Below are 20,631 nucleotides of genomic sequence, written 5' to 3'. Positions count from 1 at the left end.
ACCGAAAAAATATCAAGAAAATAGAATATTCTTATTTTAGAATATTCTAAGACTGCTTGGCAGAAGGTTTGTAATACGCCAGAAAATAACCGCTGAGCAAAAACCAAGAAGGGATCTGTCCCAAAAAAAATGCTCCTGCAGCTCCCATTGTCCCGTATTCCGGGATCAGAAGATTATCCAAAATCAATCCAAAGATCAATCTTACTAAAGCAAGTATCGCAAGTAATCTAGGCTGGCCTAATGCAAATAGCGCCATTCCAAGCGGAGAAAACACCAATTGGAAAAGATAATTCGGGTATAATAGCTGGAATACCGGCACTGATTCAGGATATTTTCCGGAGAATAACGCGGAGAAAACCCAATCTCCTAAAAACACCCAAGGCCCCAATGCTAATGCAAATACTACGGCTACTAAAATGGATTTTCCCAAGTAACTAGTGAATTCCTTATTTTCCGTAAGCCTGGAAAGTTTAGGGTAGATCATTGAATTTAAAACAGAGAATAAGATCACGAACCCGCTGAAGGGTTGTAATGCCACTCCGTATGCCGCCACTGCCTCGTTAGAATGGTATTTATTTAAAAAGAATAACTCCATTCTATCCGATACGATCGCAAATAATGATGCCAAAAACGCATAACGGTTGAAAGAGATGAGTTCCCTGGTTTGTTGTCGAACTTCTTCCTTATCGCCTGCCCAATGTAATTTGCCTCTGGGGAATAATAGAAAGAACAGAACAATAGTAAATACGGGAGCCACGGAGAAGATCCCGAGTATATCTAAATGTCCAAGTGCATGTTCTGAAAATTGATCCGCTAAATACAAAATTAAAATGCGGATCAGGTTTGGAAGTGGATACCAAATGGAAAGCGCGTGATATTGTCCGAAAGAAACAAATATACTTTCGAAATAAGAATTAAAGGAAAGAACAAAGCTGCCGAATACGAGAAGAAATGCAGCAAGTGCATTCTCCTTTAAAAAATACACGGCAACTCCCGTAACTACTACTAACAAAAATAACGCGGCCCATTTGACCCAGAGAGAAGATGCAAGTAGCACCCCGATCTTTCTTTTGTCTTCCGTCATTGGAGAAAGGAATCGTACTAATGCGGTAGGCAATCCGAATTCTGCCACGGCTAAAAGCACAGGCAGAAATCCGGAATAATATTGGAAGATCCCGTTCTCATTCTTACTCAAGATGCGAACGGAATAGACCATGAAAATAAAATTCAGCAGGGAGGCGACTACCTTGGAAAACCCTACTGAAAAAAAGCTGCGTATGAATCCGGAGGTCCGTAATTTTCCGATACTTTCGGAAATGAACTGTAAGGAGGATCCAAGGCGAAGCATGAAGTTAAGTCAGATAGATGCCTCCGCGTATCCTTTTCAAAAGAATGGGAGCGAGATGGCCGATATAGTAACACACGATCCCATACTTAAAGTATCTGGCAACCGGATTTTCCCCTAAGAGTGAGGAGAGAATTTTTCCGAGAGCCAAATAAAAGACCAAGATCCCAAGAATGATCACTCCTACTCGGATCAAGAATACGATCCAAGAATCGACTGATTTCCAATCCAACCCTGCCCTCTTATTGTACAAGATCCCTATCCCGAAACCTGCAAGCGCTCCCGCAGAAGAGATCACCTGCTCCCAGGATCTATTCGTAGACTCAGGTTGGCTAGGATCATGAAGAAGAATGCTAGGCACAGTGAGAGCTAAAATAAAAAGTACGAGTGACTTGATCCGTTTTTGGTCCGGTGCCTGTCCAGTAAAACCTGGCTCTAAAATTCCAGGATCTTTTGAGAACAAAAACTCTAGTCCTAATAACACGAGTAATCCTAAAACAAAACCACCCAATGTATCACCTAAAAAGTGAAGTCCCGCGTACATTCTTGCGATCGGCATGAATAAGATCAAAAATGCGGTAAGTAATCTCACCCAAGGAATTCGTACATGCAAAAATAATGTTCCGTATAATACCACTGCAGTCTGCACATGTCCGGAAGGAAATCCATACGAACCTTCCATAAGCCCAAGTTCGGATGGGAACGACAAACCGATCGGCCTAGGCATTGTAAGAAGCGCCTTGCAGACTCCGTTTACAACTCCTGCGATAAGAAGTCCCAATGTCATTCTGAGTCCTATCTTTCGATCGAAACAAAGATAGATAAGAGAGACCAGGGCCATAAAAAATAGAGAAGATCCCAGATGATGGAACACAATTGTAAGAGGATCCAACACAGGTTTTAACGCAGAAATATGAAGAGCCTCTAAAGGCGTATTAGAGAATAAGATCTCTTTCCATAGGAAACTATCCGTCATAAAAACGAGCATATAAAGTTTCGGTTTTAAACGCAAAATGAATTCTTTTCTTAAGTTTGCTCTAAGTGCGGTTTTAGAACATTTGATTTTTAAAGACTAAGTCGGGAATGTAGGAGGTCCAACATCGTCACTCGTTATATTGTTGGAATTCCAACAACGGCTTTGTCCGTTTTGTAGGAGCTCCAACAATTGGACCTTATCCGCCTTGTTGGAGTTCCTACATACCAAAATCCAGTTGCTAGATTCTTATTCCTACAGCATGATAGATATATAAATGGAATTTATTGAACGATCGTTCTCCAAACGACAAAACAAACAAAGTTCGGTTAAAATTTGCCCAAGCCCGAACATTAGGAGAATATAATGGAACCTGGAATTTATACCCCTCATAATAAATTAAAATTTGTGACTGCTGCATCACTTTTTGACGGCCATGACGCTTCCATCAATATCATGAGAAGAATACTCCAATCCTCAGGAGCGGAAGTAGTTCACCTAGGCCATAATAGATCGGTCCAAGAAATCGTAGACTGCGCCATCCAAGAAGACGTGCAGGGAATTGCAGTCACAAGCTACCAAGGTGGTCACGTAGAATATTTCAAATATATGATAGACCTTCTGAAAGAAAAAGGAAGTTCTCATATCAAGGTATTCGGCGGAGGAGGAGGAACAATACTACCTTCCGAGATACAAGAATTAGAAGCTTATGGAGTTTCTAAAATTTATTCTCCGGATGACGGGCGTTCCTTGGGTCTCCAAGGAATGATCAATGATCTATTAAAAAAATCTGATTTTATTCCTCCTCATAGATTTAACGGGAACCTATTCTCGGAGATCCGTAAAAAAAATCCGATCGCAATCGCAGAATCCATTTCCTTGGTAGAATCTTCTGAAAACGATTCCCAAAAGATAGATCCCGGAAAATTGGATTTCCCGATCTCTAAAAAAATAATTCCGATCTTGGGGATCACAGGAACAGGAGGAGCAGGAAAATCCTCTCTTACGGACGAACTTGTAAGAAGATTCATCCATGACTTCGAAGACAAAACGATTGCGATTATTTCCGTAGATCCTTCCAAAAGAAAAACGGGAGGAGCACTTTTAGGAGATAGGATCCGTATGAATTCCATCTCACATCCAAGAGTGTATATGAGATCTTTTGCAACTAGAGAAGCGAATATCGCATTAAACCGAAATGTTAAAAAAAGTTTGGACGTTCTTAAAAGTTCAGAGTTCGACCTAGTGATCGTAGAGACTGCAGGGATAGGGCAAAGTGATTCTGAGATCACGGAAGTGTCAGATCTTTCTCTTTATGTGATGACTCCCGAATTCGGTGCGGCTACCCAATTAGAAAAGATCGATATGATCGATTATGCGGATCTGATCGCAGTAAATAAATGTGATAAAAGAGGTGCATTAGACGCGATCCGCGATGTCCAAAAACAATTCCAGAGATCCAGGAAATTATTCGATCAAGGTCCGGAGAAAATGCCCGTGTTCGGGACGATCGCTTCTCAATTCAATGATCCTGGAACGAATAATCTATACGTTGCACTCATCGATTCTTTGAATCAAAAATTCGATCTGGGTTGGAAATCCAATTTTACTTCCAGTTCCGAGACTAGCCAGAAGATCCATATCATTCCTCCGGATAGACAAAGATATTTAGCCGAGATCGCGGAAGAATGTGAGAAATACGAAAACTTCGTCAAAAAAGAATCCGAAACCGCGGAAGTTCTATATAGGATCAAAGGTACGATAGAAGTATTAAGGGAAAGAGGTAAAAACGTCTCCGACCTGGAAGAAGAATATTCCAAAAGAGAAGAAAAACTTCATCCTGATACTAAAAAGATCCTGAAAGAGTGGGATTCTAAACTGGAAAAGTATTCAGGAGAATTTTTCACTTATACTGTCAGAGACAAAGAGATCAAGGTAGAGAATTTTACAAAATCCTTAAGTAATCTGAATATCCCTAAGGTTTCCGTTCCTAAATTCCGCAACTGGGGAGAGATCGTAAAATGGTCTTATACCGAGAACTTCCCGGGAGAATTCCCGTATGCAGCAGGAGTTTTCCCTTTTAAAAGGACCGGGGAAGACCCTACTCGTATGTTCGCGGGAGAAGGCGGACCGGAAAGAACGAATGCAAGATTCCATTATGTAAGCCATGGAATGCCGGCTCATCGTTTGAGTACCGCATTCGATTCAGTCACCCTATATGGAGAAGATCCTGGACTTCGACCAGATATTTACGGTAAGATCGGGAATTCAGGAGTAAGTATCGCCACTTTAGACGATGCTAAAAAACTATATTCAGGTTTTGACCTTTGCAGTCCGAGCACTTCTGTGTCCATGACGATCAACGGACCGGCACCGATGCTTCTATCCTTCTTCTTAAATACCGCGATAGACCAAACCTGTGAGAAGTATATTCGTGCGGAAGGAAAAGTAGAAGAGGCAAAATCCAAACTTGCAGAGATCTATTCTAAAAAAGGTGTTCCGATCCCTCAATACAAAGGAGAGATCCCGAAAGGAAATGACGGTCTGGGACTTCTTCTTTTAGGAACCACAGGGGATCAGATACTTCCTAAAGAAGTTTATGAAAAAATAAAGAAGGAAACTCTTTCTTCCGTTCGTGGAACTGTTCAAGCGGATATTTTAAAAGAGGACCAGGCACAGAACACATGTATCTTCTCCACTGAATTCGCTCTAAAATTAATGGGAGATATACAAGAATATTTTATCTGGAATAAGGTGCGTAATTTTTATTCCGTTTCTATTTCAGGATATCATATCGCAGAAGCGGGAGCAAATCCGATCACCCAGGTTGCATTCACTCTCGCGAATGGATTTACATTTGTTGAATATTATCTTTCACGCGGGATGAAGATAGATGATTTCGCTCCGAATCTTTCCTTCTTCTTTTCTAATGGGATCGATCCTGAATATGCGGTGATCGGCAGAGTGGCGCGTAAGATCTGGGCCAAAAGTATGAAGTATAAATACAACGGATCGGAACGTTCCCAAATGTTAAAATACCATATCCAAACTTCAGGACGTTCTTTGCATGCCCAAGAGATCGCGTTCAACGATATTAGGACCACCTTACAAGCATTATATGCGATCTATGATAACTGTAATAGTTTACATACGAATGCTTACGATGAAGCGATCACCACTCCTACGGAAGAATCCGTAAGAAGAGCAATGGCGATCCAGCTGATCATCAATAGAGAATTGGGGCTAGCTAAAAACGAAAACCCTCTGCAGGGTTCATTCATCATAGATGATCTTTCCGATCTGGTAGAAGAGGCAATCTTGTCCGAGTTCAGACGAATCTCGGAAAGAGGAGGAGTTCTGGGTGCAATGGAAAGAATGTACCAAAGAAACAAGATCCAAGAAGAATCTTTGGAGTATGAACATAGAAAACATACCGGAGAGATCCCGGTAATCGGTGTGAATACTTTCTTAGGTAAGGATGGATCTCCTACAATACTTCCGGAAGAAGTGATCCGCTCCACTGAAAATGAGAAAAAGGCACAGATCAGAGAACTCGAGGCATTCCAATTCAGGAATAAAGAGGAATCTTCTGAAGCCTTAAAAAATCTACAGTCTGCCTGTCTCTCCGGAGAGAATGGATTTGAGGCATTGGTAGAAGCAGGAAAGGTCTGTTCTTTGGGACAAATGACCCATTCTCTCTATGAAGTGGGCGGCCAATACAGAAGAAGTATGTGATCTACAGAGTGATACAAATCAATTCTCGGGACCTTTTTTTGTTTCCCTTAGGGTTTCAAAGTAGAAAATTTGGTCCAAGGCCATGACTTCTGCAATTCAATTTACAGAGACACATGTATACGCGGAGAAAAAGCGGTTTAGAGTCGTTTTTGTGCGAAACGTATGTTCTGTCGAAACTGAAGAAATCAGCCTGATCCTGCAAAAGATCCAAGAGATCCAACCGACTATTGTGGAGCTGGATCTTGAAAACGTAGTCGCAATCCCTTCTCTTATACTGAATCGGATCTTAAAACTTCTGGCGGAATTAAAATCCAAAGGGGTCCCGGTGGAAATCAAAACCAGCGAAGGACTCAAAACCGTTCTGAATCGGCTAAAAATCTCCCTACAATGAAGACGATCTCTATCATTCTGACCCAATGTTTCCTATTCCAAAGTCTGGTATTCGGAAGCGGTTGGTTCTGTGGAATGCTCGCAGGCGAGATCAAACTTTGCCATTGTAATCACGGAAGCCAGAAAGAAAAACATTCGGACTCTGAAGATTCAAGATTCTCTTCCAAACTTGCTGATGCGGGAGAAGATCATAAAGAACATAAGACCTCTTCCCTGCCCGACTGTCATTCCGCTAAGTCTGGAGAGGCTCATAAATGTGCCTGTAAAAAAGCAAAAGACAAGGCTTCTTATTTAAGCGGGACCATCTGCACTCAATTTTTCACTTATTCCGAATTAGAGAACATTTCTCCTGAAACTATTGGCTCTGAACTTTTAAGCCGTATACAAGAAGGTTCCGGAGTGTTTGTTTCCTTCGATCTAGAAAGACCTCCTCGATTCTCCTAAACATTTTCTAAACCTCGAACGAGGAAGCATAGGACAATCATATCCTAATGCTCAAACGAAAAATAGGAAAGTAAAACCTTTCCTCAGGAGAATATTATGAAATTATTATATAAAGTCGCAATTGCGGCCGTTTCGTTAATTTTTGCGGGTTGTGACGGATCTTCTAACCCGAACACGGCTCTTTTGGCTTTGATAAGCCAGACTGAAGTTCCGGGAATACAATTCAAAGCTGTGGTAGGAGACAGCGATGCTATCTGCGGCGGAGATATTACAGGGCATGGGGATTCTCATTCCAGTTCTATTGTAACTTCCAGTTCTACAGTAACCATCCAACATGTGGCCGGTGTAATGCCGATCAGGCTCAAGGATCTTAGATTCTATGTTTCCGAATTCGAACTGGTAGATCAGAACGATAATGTAATCACTTTAGATGTTCCTAATACTGGTTCTTGGCAGTATGGAGGAGTTGCTCTTTTGGATTTTGAGAATGGAAAAGGAAGCTGCAGCGGAACTACTGAAACAAACAATCTTGTGCAAGCTACAGTAGAAAATAAAACCTACAAAACTCTTAGATTCACTTTAGGAGTTCCTGAAAGTTTAAATCATATAGATTATAGTGTTGCTCCAAGCCCACTCAATGTCTCCGGACTTGCTTGGAGCTGGACCATGGGTTATAGATTTTTCGTAGGAGAATTTTTATCCAACGATGCTGCGACATTAGGAAATGCTGCGGTTTTACATATTGGCTCTGCAGGCTGTTCCGAGTCAGCTGGAGTTTATACATGCACCAATTCTAACCGAGCTGTGATCGAGCTAACTCCAACGGAAGGATTCAATCCATTCACACAAAAGGTTCAATTCGACCTGAAAAAAGCGGTGACCGGCTGGGATATCAGCACCGGGAGCAAATCCTGCCATTCTATGGGAGCCATGGACAGCGCGACCTGCTCCTTAGTGTATCCGAATTTCGGTTTGGATTATTCCACAGGGAATGCCGGGTCCACTGCTCAGACAGTATTTGGGATCGTCTCCAAATAAGAATTACGGCGATGGTTTCGGTCGATTCGGCCGAAACCGGAGTATTTTATGAATCAATCTATTAAATTTTTATTATCCTTCTTTTTACTTTTCCAATGTACACAATTGGGATTGGAGAAGGAAAAAAGTTCCGGATCGGAAAGTATACTTATGCTTTTAGGCACAAGCACTCCGGAAGGAACTCCTTATACCTGGGATCTTCCTGCAGGATTTCCAACTCCGAAAGTCCCAAACGATAACCCGATCACCGTGGAGAAGGTAGAGTTAGGCAAATTTTTGTTTTATGATACAAGATTATCCGAAAACGAAACCCAATCCTGTGCAAGTTGTCATAAACAGGAGAATGCATTTACTGATGGGCTGACCGTTTCCGTAGGTTCTACGGGACAAATTCATCCGCGAAACGCACAACATCTTTCTAACGTTGTATATAATCTCAGACAAACCTGGGCCAATCCTCTACTGAAAAAATTAGAAGACCAAGCAAGGGTTCCCATGTTCGGAGACAATCCTGTGGAATTAGGAATGAAGGATAGAGAAGATCTTTTATTGGAAAGATTGGAGAATGACCCTGACTATGTTCCTAAATTCAAGGCAGCATTCCCAAGCGACCAAAATCCTTTCAGTATATTAAATATTACGAAAGCTCTGTCCAGTTTCCAAAGAACATTTATCTCCGGAAATTCCGCTTATGATAGATACCAAGCGGGAGATTTTTCCGCTCTAAGCGCTTCTGCGATCCGAGGTAAAAATCTGTTCTTTGGAGAAAGAGCGGAATGTTTTCACTGTCATGGCGGTTTCAATTTTACGGATACGATCCTTCACGTCGGAACAGTATTCGAAGAAGTTACATTCCATAATAACGGATTGGATTCTTCCAGATTCGTAAGTCCTAACGGCGGATTGTATGAGTTCACTTTTAAGGAAACGGATCGCGGAAAATTCAGAGCACCTTCTTTGCGTAACGTAGAACTGACTGCTCCTTACATGCATGACGGTTCTATCCCGGATCTATTGTCCGTGATCAATCATTATGTAAACGGCGGGACCGGGGACGGCACCACAAACCCGAACAGAGATGTTTTTGTAAGAAGTTTTTCCTTAAGCGAATCCGAAAAACAGGATCTCGTGGAATTCTTAAAAAGCCTAACGGACATTGAATTTACGACCAATCCTAAATTCCAGGACCCGTTCTGAAACTTTAGACAAATATGATGAAGAATAGAATAAAATTCGAATATATCTTATTATTCCTCCTGTCTTTCCAGGCATGCACTTATGGAACCTTAGGAAATTCAACGGAAGAAAGATCCACGGAATTACAGGCGTTATTCCGTATTATGGATGAAAGAAGAGCGATCATTTCTCCTTGGTTATACTACTCTGATGACCAAGGAGATCCCGATATAGGTTCTTTTGCCTTAAGCGGAAGTTCTAACACTTACCAAATACAACTTATCCAAAATGAAGTAGTATTAGAAAGTATTTCCATGTTGTTCAAGGCACCTGAAAGTTCTTTTTCAGTTTCCTCCTCCTCTACTGACGGGAAATATACTACATTTCATTCCGGCGGTTCGGAAACCCCTACTCCAGGGACCGGTTCTTATTCCCAAAAATACGGGATCACAGGAAGTTTTTCTGCAGGAGATATTTCGGTCTCTGATTTTAACGCCTTAACCGGACCCGTAAAAAGACAAAGTTTGTCCCCCTTCCCTGCTGTGCCTTACGGGACTTTAGAACATATTTACGGGGAATTTTCGGACCTTCTTCTTACATTCCAAATATTTAATGGATCAACCACCAAAACGGTCCATGTAGAATTAAGAGGGGCGGAATTCCAAGTAGAAGCCTCCTGCGATATAGAGATCCCTTATAAAAAGAATGTTCCTTTTTCGATTGGATTTAGGACGGACGGCCTACTCTCTCAAAGAGCAGGTTCTTCCGTTTCCATCTTGGACGGGATCTTTGCGCTTTCCGGCTCAGAGATCACCATCAACGATTTTCAAAATACTACACTTTACTCCGAAATCCGGGAGAATCTGGAAACAAGCGGCCAGGTTTTGGTATTATATTCATGTTTCTAATATTCAAAAAACATCATCTTCTTCTTTTTATCAGACTTTTTGTATTTCTATTCTTTCTCTTTTTAGGCGGGGAAGTTTTTGCCCACCATGCGGGAGAAGGACAAAATATGATCTCTTCCACAAGGTTCGTAGATCCTTTTACCGGTAAAAGAGAAAAGCCTTCCGATTATTTTTTGATCACCCAGGATTTTCAAAAAGGTACGATCGATAATTCCAATCTTCATACTACTACCGTATTCGGTGAGTTCAATTTTGCAGGTGGTAAGTTCGCGGCAAACTTCAGCGCTCCTTGGACTTATTATGAGCAGAAGGATAGAAGTGACGCTGCTCGGTACGGAAAAGCATTCGTAGGAGCGAAATGGAATCCTTTGATAGATACAGGCTGGCCATTCTTCATCATTTTAGAAGGTAGACTCGGTTTTCCTTCCGGCGGCGATACTGATAAATTTGCCGGCGGGGATTATTATTCTGGAATTGCGAATCTTACCCTAGGAGCTACCTGGAAACAGTTCTTATTCGTGCTTAGAGGTTCAGGGATCTTTCCTCTTTCTAAAGATCATGCAGATTTAACGACTCAATCCGGTCTTCCTTATTGGGCCCAGAGTTCCACCGCTCAAAACACGGAAGAACATCCCGAGATCCAAAAGATCACCCAATGGTTTGCCTACGTTACTTATTTTTGGACCAAGGATTTTAGTGTTTTCGGCGGGGTTTTATACAGAACTCCTTATGTGAATGTGATCGGAGGCGGCAGTCTTTTGGAAGAAGATTCGGAAACCCAGAAAAAATTCCCGAAAGCTTTCAAAGAAGCTAGTTTAGGTTTTAATTATACTCTTACGAAAGGTACCTATCTTACGATTGCAGGTCGTCTCCCTTTGATTAGAGATCCGGAGATCAGGCTTTATGATTATGCGATCACTACTTCTATTTCTTTTGAACTTCCCGAATGGAGAGATTCTTCCAAAAAGTCGGAAAAAGAAGTGGAGGAATTCGAGTCGGAAGAGGATTTAGAGAAGAAGTAGTTCACGCAGAGTCCACGGAGAACACGGAGGTTTTTCTCACGCAGAGGCGCTAAGGCGCGGAGGATTAGAGTCGGATTTTAGTTTTGGTAATTTTGTGATGTAGGAATTCCTACATCGCTATTCTAAGTAATTTTTTAAATCCAGCCCCTTATCCGTGATCTCCGTTAGAAATGATTTTATATTAGAAAATTTTAATCCCAAAGGGATTGGAAACAGAGTGCTGAATTTTTTTCGAAACTTTGGAAGCCGGGCTTAGCCGCACATTCTTCTTCAGTGGAAGGGAAATAGTCTATCCCCCCGCCCTCGTATTTGATCCTGCAACATCCTTGGGTCTTAGAAGGTTTTTCTTTTTTAGGAGAAGGTTCCGAAGTTTTGGCATCCTTTGGCTGCTCAGGGGAAACTCCTGAGACTGATGTGACGATCCAACAAAGACAACTAAAGGCAAAAACCAAGATCAGAGTTCTGAAATTCATCCTAGCTATTTTATCTCCGGAATTAGTTTCCAAGGCAAGGAAAAATCCCCGAATTCAAAAACCGAAGTCAAGTTTTTACGTTGACTCAGCGGCCTTGCGAAGGTGAAAAAGAGAGAAAAGTTCAAAAGACCGAATAGGAATTCGAATGAAAACTCTCCGCTCAATTCTACCAGGACCTAAGTCCTTATCAATATCCGTTATCTTCTTCACGATCGCATTCAGCCAAGTTTCGGCGGAAACGATCCTTTTAAAAAACGGTGAAAAAACCTACGGAACTGTAATCGATCAATCTACGGACTCGGTTACGATCCTGAAAGAAACCAAAAGACAAACACTGCCTAAATCCCAGATCTTAAAGATCATCTTCAAAGAGATCAAGGATGAGGCGGAACTTGCAAAATTATTCGATGCTGAAAAAAAGAAACTGAATAAAGACGGTAAGAAATCTGAAAAAGAAGAACAATTGGATACCATTCTTCTGGAACAAATGATCAAGGAGAACAGCTATAAGGCGGTCCAAAAACGTCTGGCATTGATCGAAAAGTACATAGACGAACAAGATTCCAGTTGGGAAGAATATATTTCCGCAAACAGAAATCCTTGGGAACCAGTTTGGAAATCCGCAATCCTGCCGGGTTGGGGACTTTCCACAATGAAACATGATAATTATGCTAGAGCTTACCAGATAGCGATCGGTCTTTCCATTATTGTTGCGATCGGTGGAAGCCAAGCGGCGACCGAGCAGCATAATAAAGCGGAAAATCGTCTGAGCAAAATTTTATTCGAAGATCCAGTTACTTATGCGCAGATACAAGGTTCAGGTATTACAGGCGCTTCCCTTGTGGTAACTAAAATGCAATCGGATAGTATTTCGGAATATAATTCCTTCAAAAGTAAAGAAGGCCAATACGAAAATTACAGCAGAGCGGGACTTTATATGGGTGTTGGTCTGTATTTAGTTCAGTTGGCTCAAAGTTATTTCTTAGGTCAAAAATGGGCCACTCATAATATCATCCAGACTCCTTCAGGAGAAGCGGTGAAAGAAGGATTCAATTTCAAAAGTAATTATATGCCGATTGCTGCAGGCGGAGCGAGTAATCTTTGGGAATACCGCACCGATCTGAGATATGTGAGTACTTTCTAAACTTCCGGAATAGAATATCCTTTCGATTTCAACCAGTCCTGGTCATACAGCCTGGACTGGTATCTTGCCCCGCTATCCGCAAGAATCGTGACTATAGTATGTCCTGGCCCCAGTTCGTTTGCAAGTTTGACTGCAGCACCTACATTGATCCCGCTCGATCCGCCCACAAACAATCCATCCTTGCGGAGAAGTGTATAAATATACTCTAAACATTCAGCATCTGTAATTCGGATCGCATCGTCAAAAGGAGCATCTTTCATGTTTTCGGTAATTCTACCGTTGCCTATTCCTTCTGTGAAGGAATTTCCTTCGGAGCTTAGCTCTCCCTTCTTTACAAAATTATAAATTGCCGATCCATACGGTTCCGCCGCGATCGTTTTGATCTTAGGATTTTTTTCCTTTAAGAACATTGCAGTACCGCTGAATGTTCCTCCTGTTCCTAAAGACGCAAGCCAAGCGTCTACTTTTCCTTCCGTTTGTCTCCAGATCTCAGGTCCTGTAGTATGATAATGCGCCAAACGGTTTGCCACATTATCGAATTGATTTGCCCAAATCGCATTCGGAATTTCTTCCGCGATACGAGCGGAAACTTTTACATAATTCCCTGGATCTTTATAGGGAACCGCGGGAACAGTTCTGACTTCCGCTCCTAATGTCCTAAGCAGATCTATTTTTTCTTTGGATTGTGTATCCGGGATCACGATCAGACATTTATACCCTTTCGCATTGCAGATATGTACAAGACCGATCCCGGTGTTACCTGCGGTGCCTTCGACTACCGTGCCGCCCGGTTTTAAGAGTCCCTTCTTCTCCGCTTCTTCTATAATGAATAATGCGGCCCTGTCCTTTACGGATCCTCCCGGATTTAAAAATTCCGCCTTTCCTAAAATTTCACAACCTGTCAGGTCGGAATAATAATTCAAACGGATGAGAGGAGTATTCCCGATCGCGTCCGCAAAACCTTTTTTGATCTCCATAAGAGCCTCTTTATTATACTATTTTAATATATACCAATAAAAAAAGGAAAGCAAACCCACTTTCATGGATCCGCTTTCCCCCTCGAATTTTTCCGGTTTTGTTTTTGTTCCGGAAAAATGATCTATGTTTTTGAGCTGCTCTTGTAGACCGCTTACGCGGACTTCAAGAGCCTATACTATTAAGCGATTGTTACGTCTTTAGACAGATATACGTCTTGGATCGCGTTTAATAATGCTACTCCGTCTTTCATAGGCTTTTGGAACGCTTTTCTTCCGGAGATAAGTCCCATTCCGCCTGCTCTCTTATTAATAACTGCAGCTTTTACCGCGTCACCCAAGTCATTAGAACCGGAAGGTCCACCGGAATTGATCAGACCGATCTTACCCATGTAACAGTTTGCTACTTGGTATCTTGCCATATCGATCGGATGTTCGGAAGAAAGATCGGTATACATCTTATCGTCTTTTTTACCGAATTTCAGATCTCTGAATCCGCCTAAGTTGGTTTCAGGTAATTTTTGTTTTACGATATCCGCCTGGATAGTAGCAGCCAAATGGTTTGCTTGTCCTGTAAGGTCGGTAGCGATATGATAATCCGCTTTATCATTTTTGAATGCGTCATTTCTAAGATAAGCCCAAAGAATAGTGACTAGTCCAAGCTCATGAGCTCTATGGAAAGCCTCGGAGATCTCTTGGATCTGTCTGGAACTTTCGTCGGAACCGAAATAGATCGTAGCTCCTACGGCAGCAGCTCCCATATCGAATGCCTGCTCTACGTTTGCAAAGAGGATCTGGTCGAATTTGTTCGGATAGCTTAGAAGTTCGTTATGATTGATCTTAACTACAAAAGGGATTTTGTGAGCGTACTGACGAGATACTAATCCTAAAACTCCAAGAGTGGAAGCAACCGCGTTACATCCGCCTTCGATCGCGAGTTTTACGATATTTTCCGGATCGAAATATGCAGGGTTTTTAGCGAAGGAAGCACCCGCGCTATGCTCGATCCCTTGGTCCACAGGAAGAATAGAAAGATATCCTGTTCCAGCAAGACGTCCTGTATTATAGATGGATTGGAAATTTTTAAGAACGGAATTGTTTCTGTCGGTCTTGGAAAAAATTTCGTCAATGTAATTCGGACCAGGGATGGTCAGGGTTTCCTTGGGGATGGTTTTAGAGACATGATTTAAGAGAGAATCCGCTTCCGCACCTAATGCGCTCTTGATTTTATCTAACATTCCAGTTATACCTATTGGTTTTATCGATCTGATGACTAGTTTTGGGGTGAAGCCCAAAATTTCCATCGATTTTCGGCAAGAATCTTTAGGCGAAGAGAGGCTTAAAGCAGGTTCTTTATTTAGTTTGGACTGGAAGGCGGATATGGAAATCAGTGCCTGAGCTGGACTTTTGGACATCCAGTTTTCCATGATTGGATTGAATGATCCCGTAACAAACCGAAAGTCCCATCCCTATCCTAGAGTCATCCGACTGTATCCTTTCGAAAGGTTGGAAAGCATTCTCAGGATCTAGTTCTCCGTTCAAAGTCCCTGAAAGTCGAATGTCCAGATACTGTCCGGAATCCGTTTTAGTATCTTCCAACCCTGCGTTAAAATGGATCGTACTTCCTTTTAGATCGGAGCCGACTCCATCCGCATAAAAATACAAAAGATAATATAATACTTCTTTAATTTGATTCTGTTTTAAGAATATATCCGGCATATCTGCAGGAATATTTTTGGAAATTTCCAGGTTTTTAGACTTCAATAATTCGGAGATAATCCCTTCTACCCCGGCGAGAATATCATCCAGTTTACACCAAGTAGGCTCTTCATTATCGGAACGAGAGAATAAGATCAGATTTCTGATAATACCGGAGATCCTTTCCCCTTGTTCGATGATGACTCTTGCGTAATTTCGAATATCCGCAGGCAGATCCTTTTTATTACGGATAATATTTCCGTAATTGATCACACCCATAAGAGGATTATTGATCTCATGAGCGATACCTGCCGCCAATTTCTGGATGGACTCCAATCTTTTTTCGGATTGGATTACCTTCTCCATTTCAGAGATCCTTTTTTCGGATACGGATAGAAGGTCCAATTCGGAGAAGGTCACGATACTTCCTACGATCCGATTTGCTTCGTCCCTGATAGGAGAAACCCTGAATCCTACTCTGATCTTTCTATCATCCTTTCTGACAAGAACTGCAGGAATATATCTGAGATTATGACCTAAATTATCAGGATGTTCTCCTGAACCGATCTGGGTCTGAATAAAAGAAAGAACCACATCTCCCGGTTTTCCGAGAGCTTCTTCCAGGGACCAACCCGTAAGCTCTTCTGCGGAATGATTTAGAAATATAATATTTCCTTCCCCGTCCAGAGAGACCGCACCTTCCGAAATACTTTGGATGACATTCTTAAATTCTTTGCCGCTTTCCTTAACGATCCCCAAACGTTTCTGTTGGCGAAGTGCGATCTCTATCGAGGACTTAAGCTGATGATTCTGAAAAGGTTTGGTAATATATGCGTAAGTAGAAGCCGCATCCATCGCTCTCATGAAAGTGGAGTCGTCGGTATAAGCAGTCATAAAAACGATCGGAACATCTTTGATCCTTTGGATATGTTGAGCGGTTTGGATCCCATCCATATCACCTTCGATAGAGATATCCATAAGAACCAGATCAGGATCCGTCTCTTTAAAAATAGATTGGGCGTCCTGACCGTTCGCAGCGACTCCCGCAACCTTATAACCTAAATTTTGGAGAGTCTTTTGGAGGTTGAAGGATAGAAGCCACTCGTCTTCGACGATTAGAATATTCGGTTGTTCTGAAGAAGAACTCATGTTCGATAATAACATATTCCTGAGGTGGTAAAAACTGCGGCTCTTCCGTTATGCTCCCACGTTAGGAGTGAATTGGGAAATCCTTTTTTAGGAATATAATTGTTTCCGCAAAATTTTCAAAACTTCTCCTTTGATCTATTTTAGCATTATGAAATCCAGGAATAAATCACCGAATTCTATAAACCCAAATACAGTCCTATTTTATTGTTTTTTTTCCATTTTTAGTCCTCAATTTTCCGCTCATTCGACTAAAAGAACCAAAAGCTTGTCATAGTTCCGACCTCTTTTTTCCAAAAAAAGTCCTTGAATCGAAGCTCCCTCAAAACTACACTTTGGGCCTAGAGGTAGCCATGCTGGTAAAAGATATCTTGGAGAAAAAGGACCGAAAGATCCTCTCGGTGGAACCGAATACCACCGTTTGGGAAGCGATCCGATTTATGACCAAGTATGATATAGGTTCCGTGATAGTGCTCAAAGAAGGGAAACTCGCCGGTATATTTACAGAAAGGGATTTACTTCATTTCGCCTCCACAGATCGGGAAGCAGTATTCGATAAAACGGTGGCGGACCTAATGTCCACCACATTGACTACTATGCAACCGAACGACCAGGTGGATGATGTTCTTTCCATTATGCTAAAAAAAAGGATCCGGCACATGCCTATTCTGGATGGGAATAGATTGGTGGGAATCATCTCCATAGGGGATGCAGTAAAAGCCAAAATAGCAAAAACGGAAGAAGAGAATAAAAACTTAAAAAATTATATATATAGCGAATCCGGATTTATCTGATCCTGTTTATTCCTTCTGACGGGAGTTTCCCCGATCACCGAACCTATTAGATATGTATAGAAAAATGCCCCGCCTGGATTATATCCAGGGGGCAAGTGGCTCACATTCGGGTATTCCCGTTAATTCCTAAAAGGTAATACCATTACCCAAACCCGCAACTCTGTTTTTTGGAAATCGGGTTGCCGGAATCACTTTTCCGGCAAGTATAGACTAAGGCAGCATCCAAAACCGAGCCCTAATAAATAGATGAAACTACTTTTAATTATATTATTCGCATATTTAACCTATCGTTTTTTACAAAGACTCATGTTTCCCGGGAGAAACGAAGGTTCCGGTTTCAGAGTAGTGTTTCCTGATAGAGAATATTCCCAGAGAGAAAAAGACATTTCCGACAAGGGAAGAGTAGTAGAGAAGGGAGAATGATCCAAGCAGTGAATATCCGGTTTTCCTATTTTATCATTTTATTATACTCCTTCTTCTTTTTTTCCTGTTTGGGCATGAGCGGAGAATTCGGATGGGCATTGGTGGATGAGACCAAACAAAGTTTACTAGAGAAAAAATTCACCACGGTCCAAGAATTCACTCTTACAAGAGAGAAGCTGATCTTCCCCACCAACAAAACTTTGGTATATCTTTATAAATTTTCCAGAATTCCGAATCCGGAAGCGGAGATCTACGTGAGCCTGAGCAGATTCCAAGTGGGCTTTAACGAGATAGAAGTAAAACGTAAAAGACCTGAAATTTCCAGTTCCAGTATCACAGGTCGTTTCCAAGAATTGATCGCAGGCAAATATTTGATCAAAGTCTCCTATGAAGGAGAAGTGATCGACCAAGTGGAATTCAGAGTAATAGAGCCGGAAGATAGGGAAGAAGAAAAAGAATCCGGCGACGACGTGGATAAATATACAAAAGCGAAGAAGACGCTGAATTAAAATCACATGTTGGAACTCCTGCAGCCGGTTCCTAATATGTATCTCCGGAAAGCGGATCCCTTGGATAAGGATCTCTCGCCATTCCATCTTCCAAGATCTTATTGATCCTTTCTATATTTTTTAGAGCCAAATTGATCTCAGTCTGATTCCCTACTTTTAGGATCTCTTCGTTCATTCTTTTGGATTGTCCATAATCCTTTTCGAACTCGTATAATACGGATAATCTCTGCATTGCTCTCGGTCCAGGAGAAGAATCCAGCTTGGTCCGAATAATATCCATTTTTTCCTTGGACTCTTCCATCTCTAAACTTTTGAGTCTGTATTGAGCCATGTCCTGGTCGTTTGTTCTTTCCAAGAGACCTTTTTTGATCTGGAGTAATTCCTTTTTACCTTGGGAGTATTTCTCTTCTTCTAATTTGAGATTTTCCCTGAGTCGATCGTATGCTTGGATGGATTTGATCAGTTCTTCTTTTTCTTTAGGAGGTTTTTTCTCGTACCTATATAGTTTAGAGATCCCTAAATAAGCAAGGACTTCCATCCGTATTCTTTCCTGCGAGTCAGGAAAAGATAGATCGGAAGCAGTCGCTTTTTCCTGTTCTCTGATCTGCAACCAGTCTTCGTAGTATTTTTTGCCTGATTCTAGATTGCCTAATTTACTTTCGAAAAAATTCCCAAGCTCGAACGCATAGATCCCTTTTTTCTTTGGATCCGGCTCGGAGAGATAATATTTTTCATAAAACTCCGCGGCCAAAACATATTGTTTGAGCTCCGTATGCAAGGAAGCGATCGCACGATATACATAAGCGATCTCTGCCGGATTTTTATTTTCTTTTAATGCAAGAGCCAGATATTTTAAGAAGAAGTCTAGAGACTTTGCTTTTTTACCCGAGGCCTTTAGTTCTTCTGCCAAAGCTAAAACTACTTGGGAATGTTCCGGATCTAAACGAAATGCCAACTCAAGTAATGCAGCATACGCAAAGAAGTCCGTATTTCTTTTATAATCGAATAAAACGAAGATCCCCTGCCCGCTCACTGAGGTTTTATTGACTACTTTAAGTCTTTCCTTGTTTTCATTCTCCGAATCTTTTACGAATTTTGCTAAGGCAAAAACTGTGTCCGCGTCTTCTCTGGACTTTCTTTTGAAAAATGGATAATAATTATTTTCGAATGAATCTTTATAAGCGCTGGCTGCTCTTTTTAATGAATCATCCGCAGTTTTTATATTCTGTTTTGCAAGACTGATATCATTTGGAGTAACTTTGCGAGCATTGTTTGGAGGATTAGATTCGAAGATCAGGTCCTTCTCCCTTGCGGAAGAGGCTTCTAAAAGATGGACTCTGTCCTTTGCATTCTCCAGATCTAAATTCGCTTTTTCTAATTCTTTTTTGACCTTTGCGTGCTGTCTGGCTCTTTCCACTTCGTTCGTATCGTATAATTCTCTCAGTCTTTCTTCTTTAGAGAATGATTCTTCCGTATGGGAAAAATCTCTGTATCTGAGTGCTGCTAAGGCTTCTTCCAATGCCTTGAAGTTTTGTTTTTTCTTGGAATATTCCTGGCTGAGTAACCAATGTAATTCGAAAAGTATAGGAGAATCACGGAGCTGTTGTCCTTGTGTGATCTTACCCAACATCTTTAAGATCAAAAGACGAAGTGTGTTTCGATCCGTTTTTTCCGTGAAAATACGACCAAGTCTTCTTTCTTCTTCCGTTCTTTTCGGATCTACGAATTGAGCATAGTAAGGATCTAAAACTTGGCGGATCGAAGTGATCGGATCGGTAGCAGTGTCTGTAGAATTGAGTAAGTTCTCCTTTAATGTTCGGAGACTCGCAGGAGGAATTACCTCATGAGGAAGTTTATATATACCTGCAGGACCTAGTCTTTGGTCCTGTTCATCCGCCTCGGTTCGGACGTTTACCCCTAACCCGAAGAAGATCAGGAGTAATGCGCCCAGTATCAGGCGGGTTTGTTTCATTTCGCTCCGGCACCCAACTCCGCTAATTCTTCAGATCCTAGGATTTTTTCGATATCGATCAGGATGATGAACCTATCGTCCTTTTTACCGACACCCGTGATATAACGGGAGGAAATTCCTTTGATAGAAGGAGGAGGAGGATTGATTGTTTCGGGAGGAAAGAGAGCTACGTTAGCTACCTTGTCTACTATGATGCCGACTGATTCTCCGCCGATCTTTACCACGATCGCACGGTCGTAACCCTGCTCGTGGGAATGGGGAATATTAAGCTTCACGCCTAGGTCCACCATCTTTACCACTTTACCGCGGATATCCATGATACCTGCGAAGTAGTTTTTGGATCTGGGAACCTTTACCAGGTTATGGATCTTTATGATCTCATCCACGAGAACGATTGGAAGAGCGTATTCCTCTTCTCCCAAGCTAAATAGAATGTACTGGTGTTCGATTTCGGCGGACATTCCCCC

19 protein-coding genes are annotated in these 20,631 nt (G+C 41.7%); 11 read left to right on the top strand and 8 right to left on the bottom strand.

Going from position 1 to position 20,631, the window contains the following annotated elements; genetic code table 11:
• Positions 1-46: 46 nt before the first annotated feature.
• A complete protein-coding gene (locus EHR06_RS00535) occupies positions 47-1,348 on the bottom strand; it encodes an oligosaccharide flippase family protein (RefSeq protein WP_135755229.1) in 1,302 nt (433 codons plus the stop codon).
• Positions 1,349-1,352: 4 nt separating this feature from the next.
• On the bottom strand, positions 1,353-2,357 hold the full coding sequence (locus EHR06_RS00530; RefSeq protein ID WP_135755228.1) for a phosphatase PAP2 family protein: 1,005 nt from the start codon (positions 2,355-2,357) through the stop codon (positions 1,353-1,355).
• A gap of 327 nt (positions 2,358-2,684) precedes the next feature.
• Between EHR06_RS00530 and EHR06_RS00525 the strand changes: the two genes are divergently transcribed.
• The 7 genes from EHR06_RS00525 (at position 2,685) to EHR06_RS00495 (ending at position 11,031) form a co-directional block, all read left to right on the top strand.
• Positions 2,685-6,053 (top strand): methylmalonyl-CoA mutase family protein, encoded by a 3,369-nt coding sequence (locus EHR06_RS00525; protein ID WP_135755227.1) that lies wholly within the window; start codon positions 2,685-2,687, stop codon positions 6,051-6,053.
• A gap of 82 nt (positions 6,054-6,135) precedes the next feature.
• Positions 6,136-6,444, top strand: a complete 309-nt coding sequence (locus EHR06_RS00520; protein WP_135755226.1) for a beta clamp domain-containing protein — start codon at positions 6,136-6,138, stop codon at positions 6,442-6,444.
• Positions 6,441-6,887, top strand: coding sequence for an LIC_11090 family protein (locus EHR06_RS00515; protein WP_135755225.1), 447 nt, complete (start codon positions 6,441-6,443; stop codon positions 6,885-6,887). Before EHR06_RS00520 ends, EHR06_RS00515 begins: the two co-directional genes overlap by 4 nt.
• Positions 6,888-6,983: 96 nt before the next feature.
• Positions 6,984-7,925, top strand: a complete 942-nt coding sequence (locus tag EHR06_RS00510) for an MbnP family copper-binding protein (RefSeq protein ID WP_135755224.1) — start codon at positions 6,984-6,986, stop codon at positions 7,923-7,925.
• Between the two features lie 60 nt (positions 7,926-7,985).
• On the top strand, positions 7,986-9,122 hold the full coding sequence (locus EHR06_RS00505) for an MbnH family di-heme enzyme (protein ID WP_425269468.1): 1,137 nt from the start codon (positions 7,986-7,988) through the stop codon (positions 9,120-9,122).
• A gap of 14 nt (positions 9,123-9,136) precedes the next feature.
• The gene (locus EHR06_RS00500) at positions 9,137-10,009 is read left to right on the top strand and encodes a hypothetical protein (protein WP_244288450.1); all 873 of its coding nucleotides are present in this window, start codon (positions 9,137-9,139) and stop codon (positions 10,007-10,009) included.
• Positions 10,000-11,031, top strand: a complete 1,032-nt coding sequence (locus tag EHR06_RS00495) for an LIC11086 family outer membrane transporter (protein ID WP_135755222.1) — start codon at positions 10,000-10,002, stop codon at positions 11,029-11,031. The genes EHR06_RS00500 and EHR06_RS00495 overlap by 10 nt, the downstream gene beginning before the upstream one ends.
• Positions 11,032-11,222: 191 nt before the next feature.
• On the opposite strand, the gene EHR06_RS00490 is transcribed toward EHR06_RS00495, so the two are convergent.
• Entirely contained in the window at positions 11,223-11,504 is a 282-nt protein-coding gene (locus EHR06_RS00490; RefSeq protein WP_135755221.1) for an LIC_11321 family protein, read from the bottom strand.
• A gap of 145 nt (positions 11,505-11,649) precedes the next feature.
• On the opposite strand from EHR06_RS00490, the gene EHR06_RS00485 reads away from it, so the two are divergent.
• Positions 11,650-12,648, top strand: a complete 999-nt coding sequence (locus tag EHR06_RS00485) for an LA_0442/LA_0875 N-terminal domain-containing protein (protein WP_135755220.1) — start codon at positions 11,650-11,652, stop codon at positions 12,646-12,648.
• Here the strand turns inward: EHR06_RS00485 and EHR06_RS00480 are convergent.
• The 3 genes from EHR06_RS00480 to EHR06_RS00470 all read right to left on the bottom strand — a co-directional run bounded on the left by EHR06_RS00480 (position 12,645) and on the right by EHR06_RS00470 (position 16,469).
• Positions 12,645-13,625, bottom strand: a complete 981-nt coding sequence (locus EHR06_RS00480; protein WP_135755219.1) for a cysteine synthase A — start codon at positions 13,623-13,625, stop codon at positions 12,645-12,647. The genes EHR06_RS00485 and EHR06_RS00480 overlap by 4 nt on opposite strands.
• Before the next feature lie 179 nt (positions 13,626-13,804).
• Positions 13,805-14,860, bottom strand: a complete 1,056-nt coding sequence (locus tag EHR06_RS00475; protein WP_135755218.1) for a class I fructose-bisphosphate aldolase — start codon at positions 14,858-14,860, stop codon at positions 13,805-13,807.
• 115 nt (positions 14,861-14,975) lie between these two features.
• On the bottom strand, positions 14,976-16,469 hold the full coding sequence (locus EHR06_RS00470) for an ATP-binding response regulator (protein WP_135755299.1): 1,494 nt from the start codon (positions 16,467-16,469) through the stop codon (positions 14,976-14,978).
• 350 nt (positions 16,470-16,819) lie between these two features.
• Here EHR06_RS00470 and EHR06_RS00465 point away from each other — a divergent pair, with 350 nt between their 5' ends.
• The 3 genes from EHR06_RS00465 (at position 16,820) to EHR06_RS00460 (ending at position 18,192) form a co-directional block, all read left to right on the top strand.
• Positions 16,820-17,260: a CBS domain-containing protein gene (locus EHR06_RS00465; RefSeq protein ID WP_135627346.1), complete on the top strand. Its 441-nt coding sequence runs from the start codon at positions 16,820-16,822 to the stop codon at positions 17,258-17,260.
• A 246-nt stretch (positions 17,261-17,506) separates the two neighbouring features.
• The gene (locus EHR06_RS19075) at positions 17,507-17,683 is read left to right on the top strand and encodes a hypothetical protein (protein WP_167492255.1); all 177 of its coding nucleotides are present in this window, start codon (positions 17,507-17,509) and stop codon (positions 17,681-17,683) included.
• Positions 17,680-18,192, top strand: coding sequence for an LIC_12238 family plasminogen-binding lipoprotein (locus EHR06_RS00460; RefSeq protein WP_135755217.1), 513 nt, complete (start codon positions 17,680-17,682; stop codon positions 18,190-18,192). The genes EHR06_RS19075 and EHR06_RS00460 overlap by 4 nt, the downstream gene beginning before the upstream one ends.
• 31 nt (positions 18,193-18,223) lie before the next feature.
• Here the strand turns inward: EHR06_RS00460 and EHR06_RS00455 are convergent, their stop codons facing one another.
• Complete coding sequence (locus EHR06_RS00455; protein ID WP_135755216.1) at positions 18,224-20,164, bottom strand: tetratricopeptide repeat protein; 1,941 nt, start codon at positions 20,162-20,164, stop codon at positions 18,224-18,226.
• Positions 20,161-20,625, bottom strand: coding sequence for a chemotaxis protein CheW (locus EHR06_RS00450; RefSeq protein ID WP_008591961.1), 465 nt, complete (start codon positions 20,623-20,625; stop codon positions 20,161-20,163). The genes EHR06_RS00455 and EHR06_RS00450 overlap by 4 nt, the downstream gene beginning before the upstream one ends.
• Positions 20,626-20,631: the final 6 nt, after the last annotated feature.

This window comes from Leptospira dzoumogneensis, from assembly GCF_004770895.1.
In the GTDB taxonomy this organism is placed as follows: Bacteria; Spirochaetota; Leptospiria; order Leptospirales; family Leptospiraceae; genus Leptospira_B; species Leptospira_B dzoumogneensis.
This window is presented reverse-complemented; position numbering and strand designations above follow the sequence as displayed.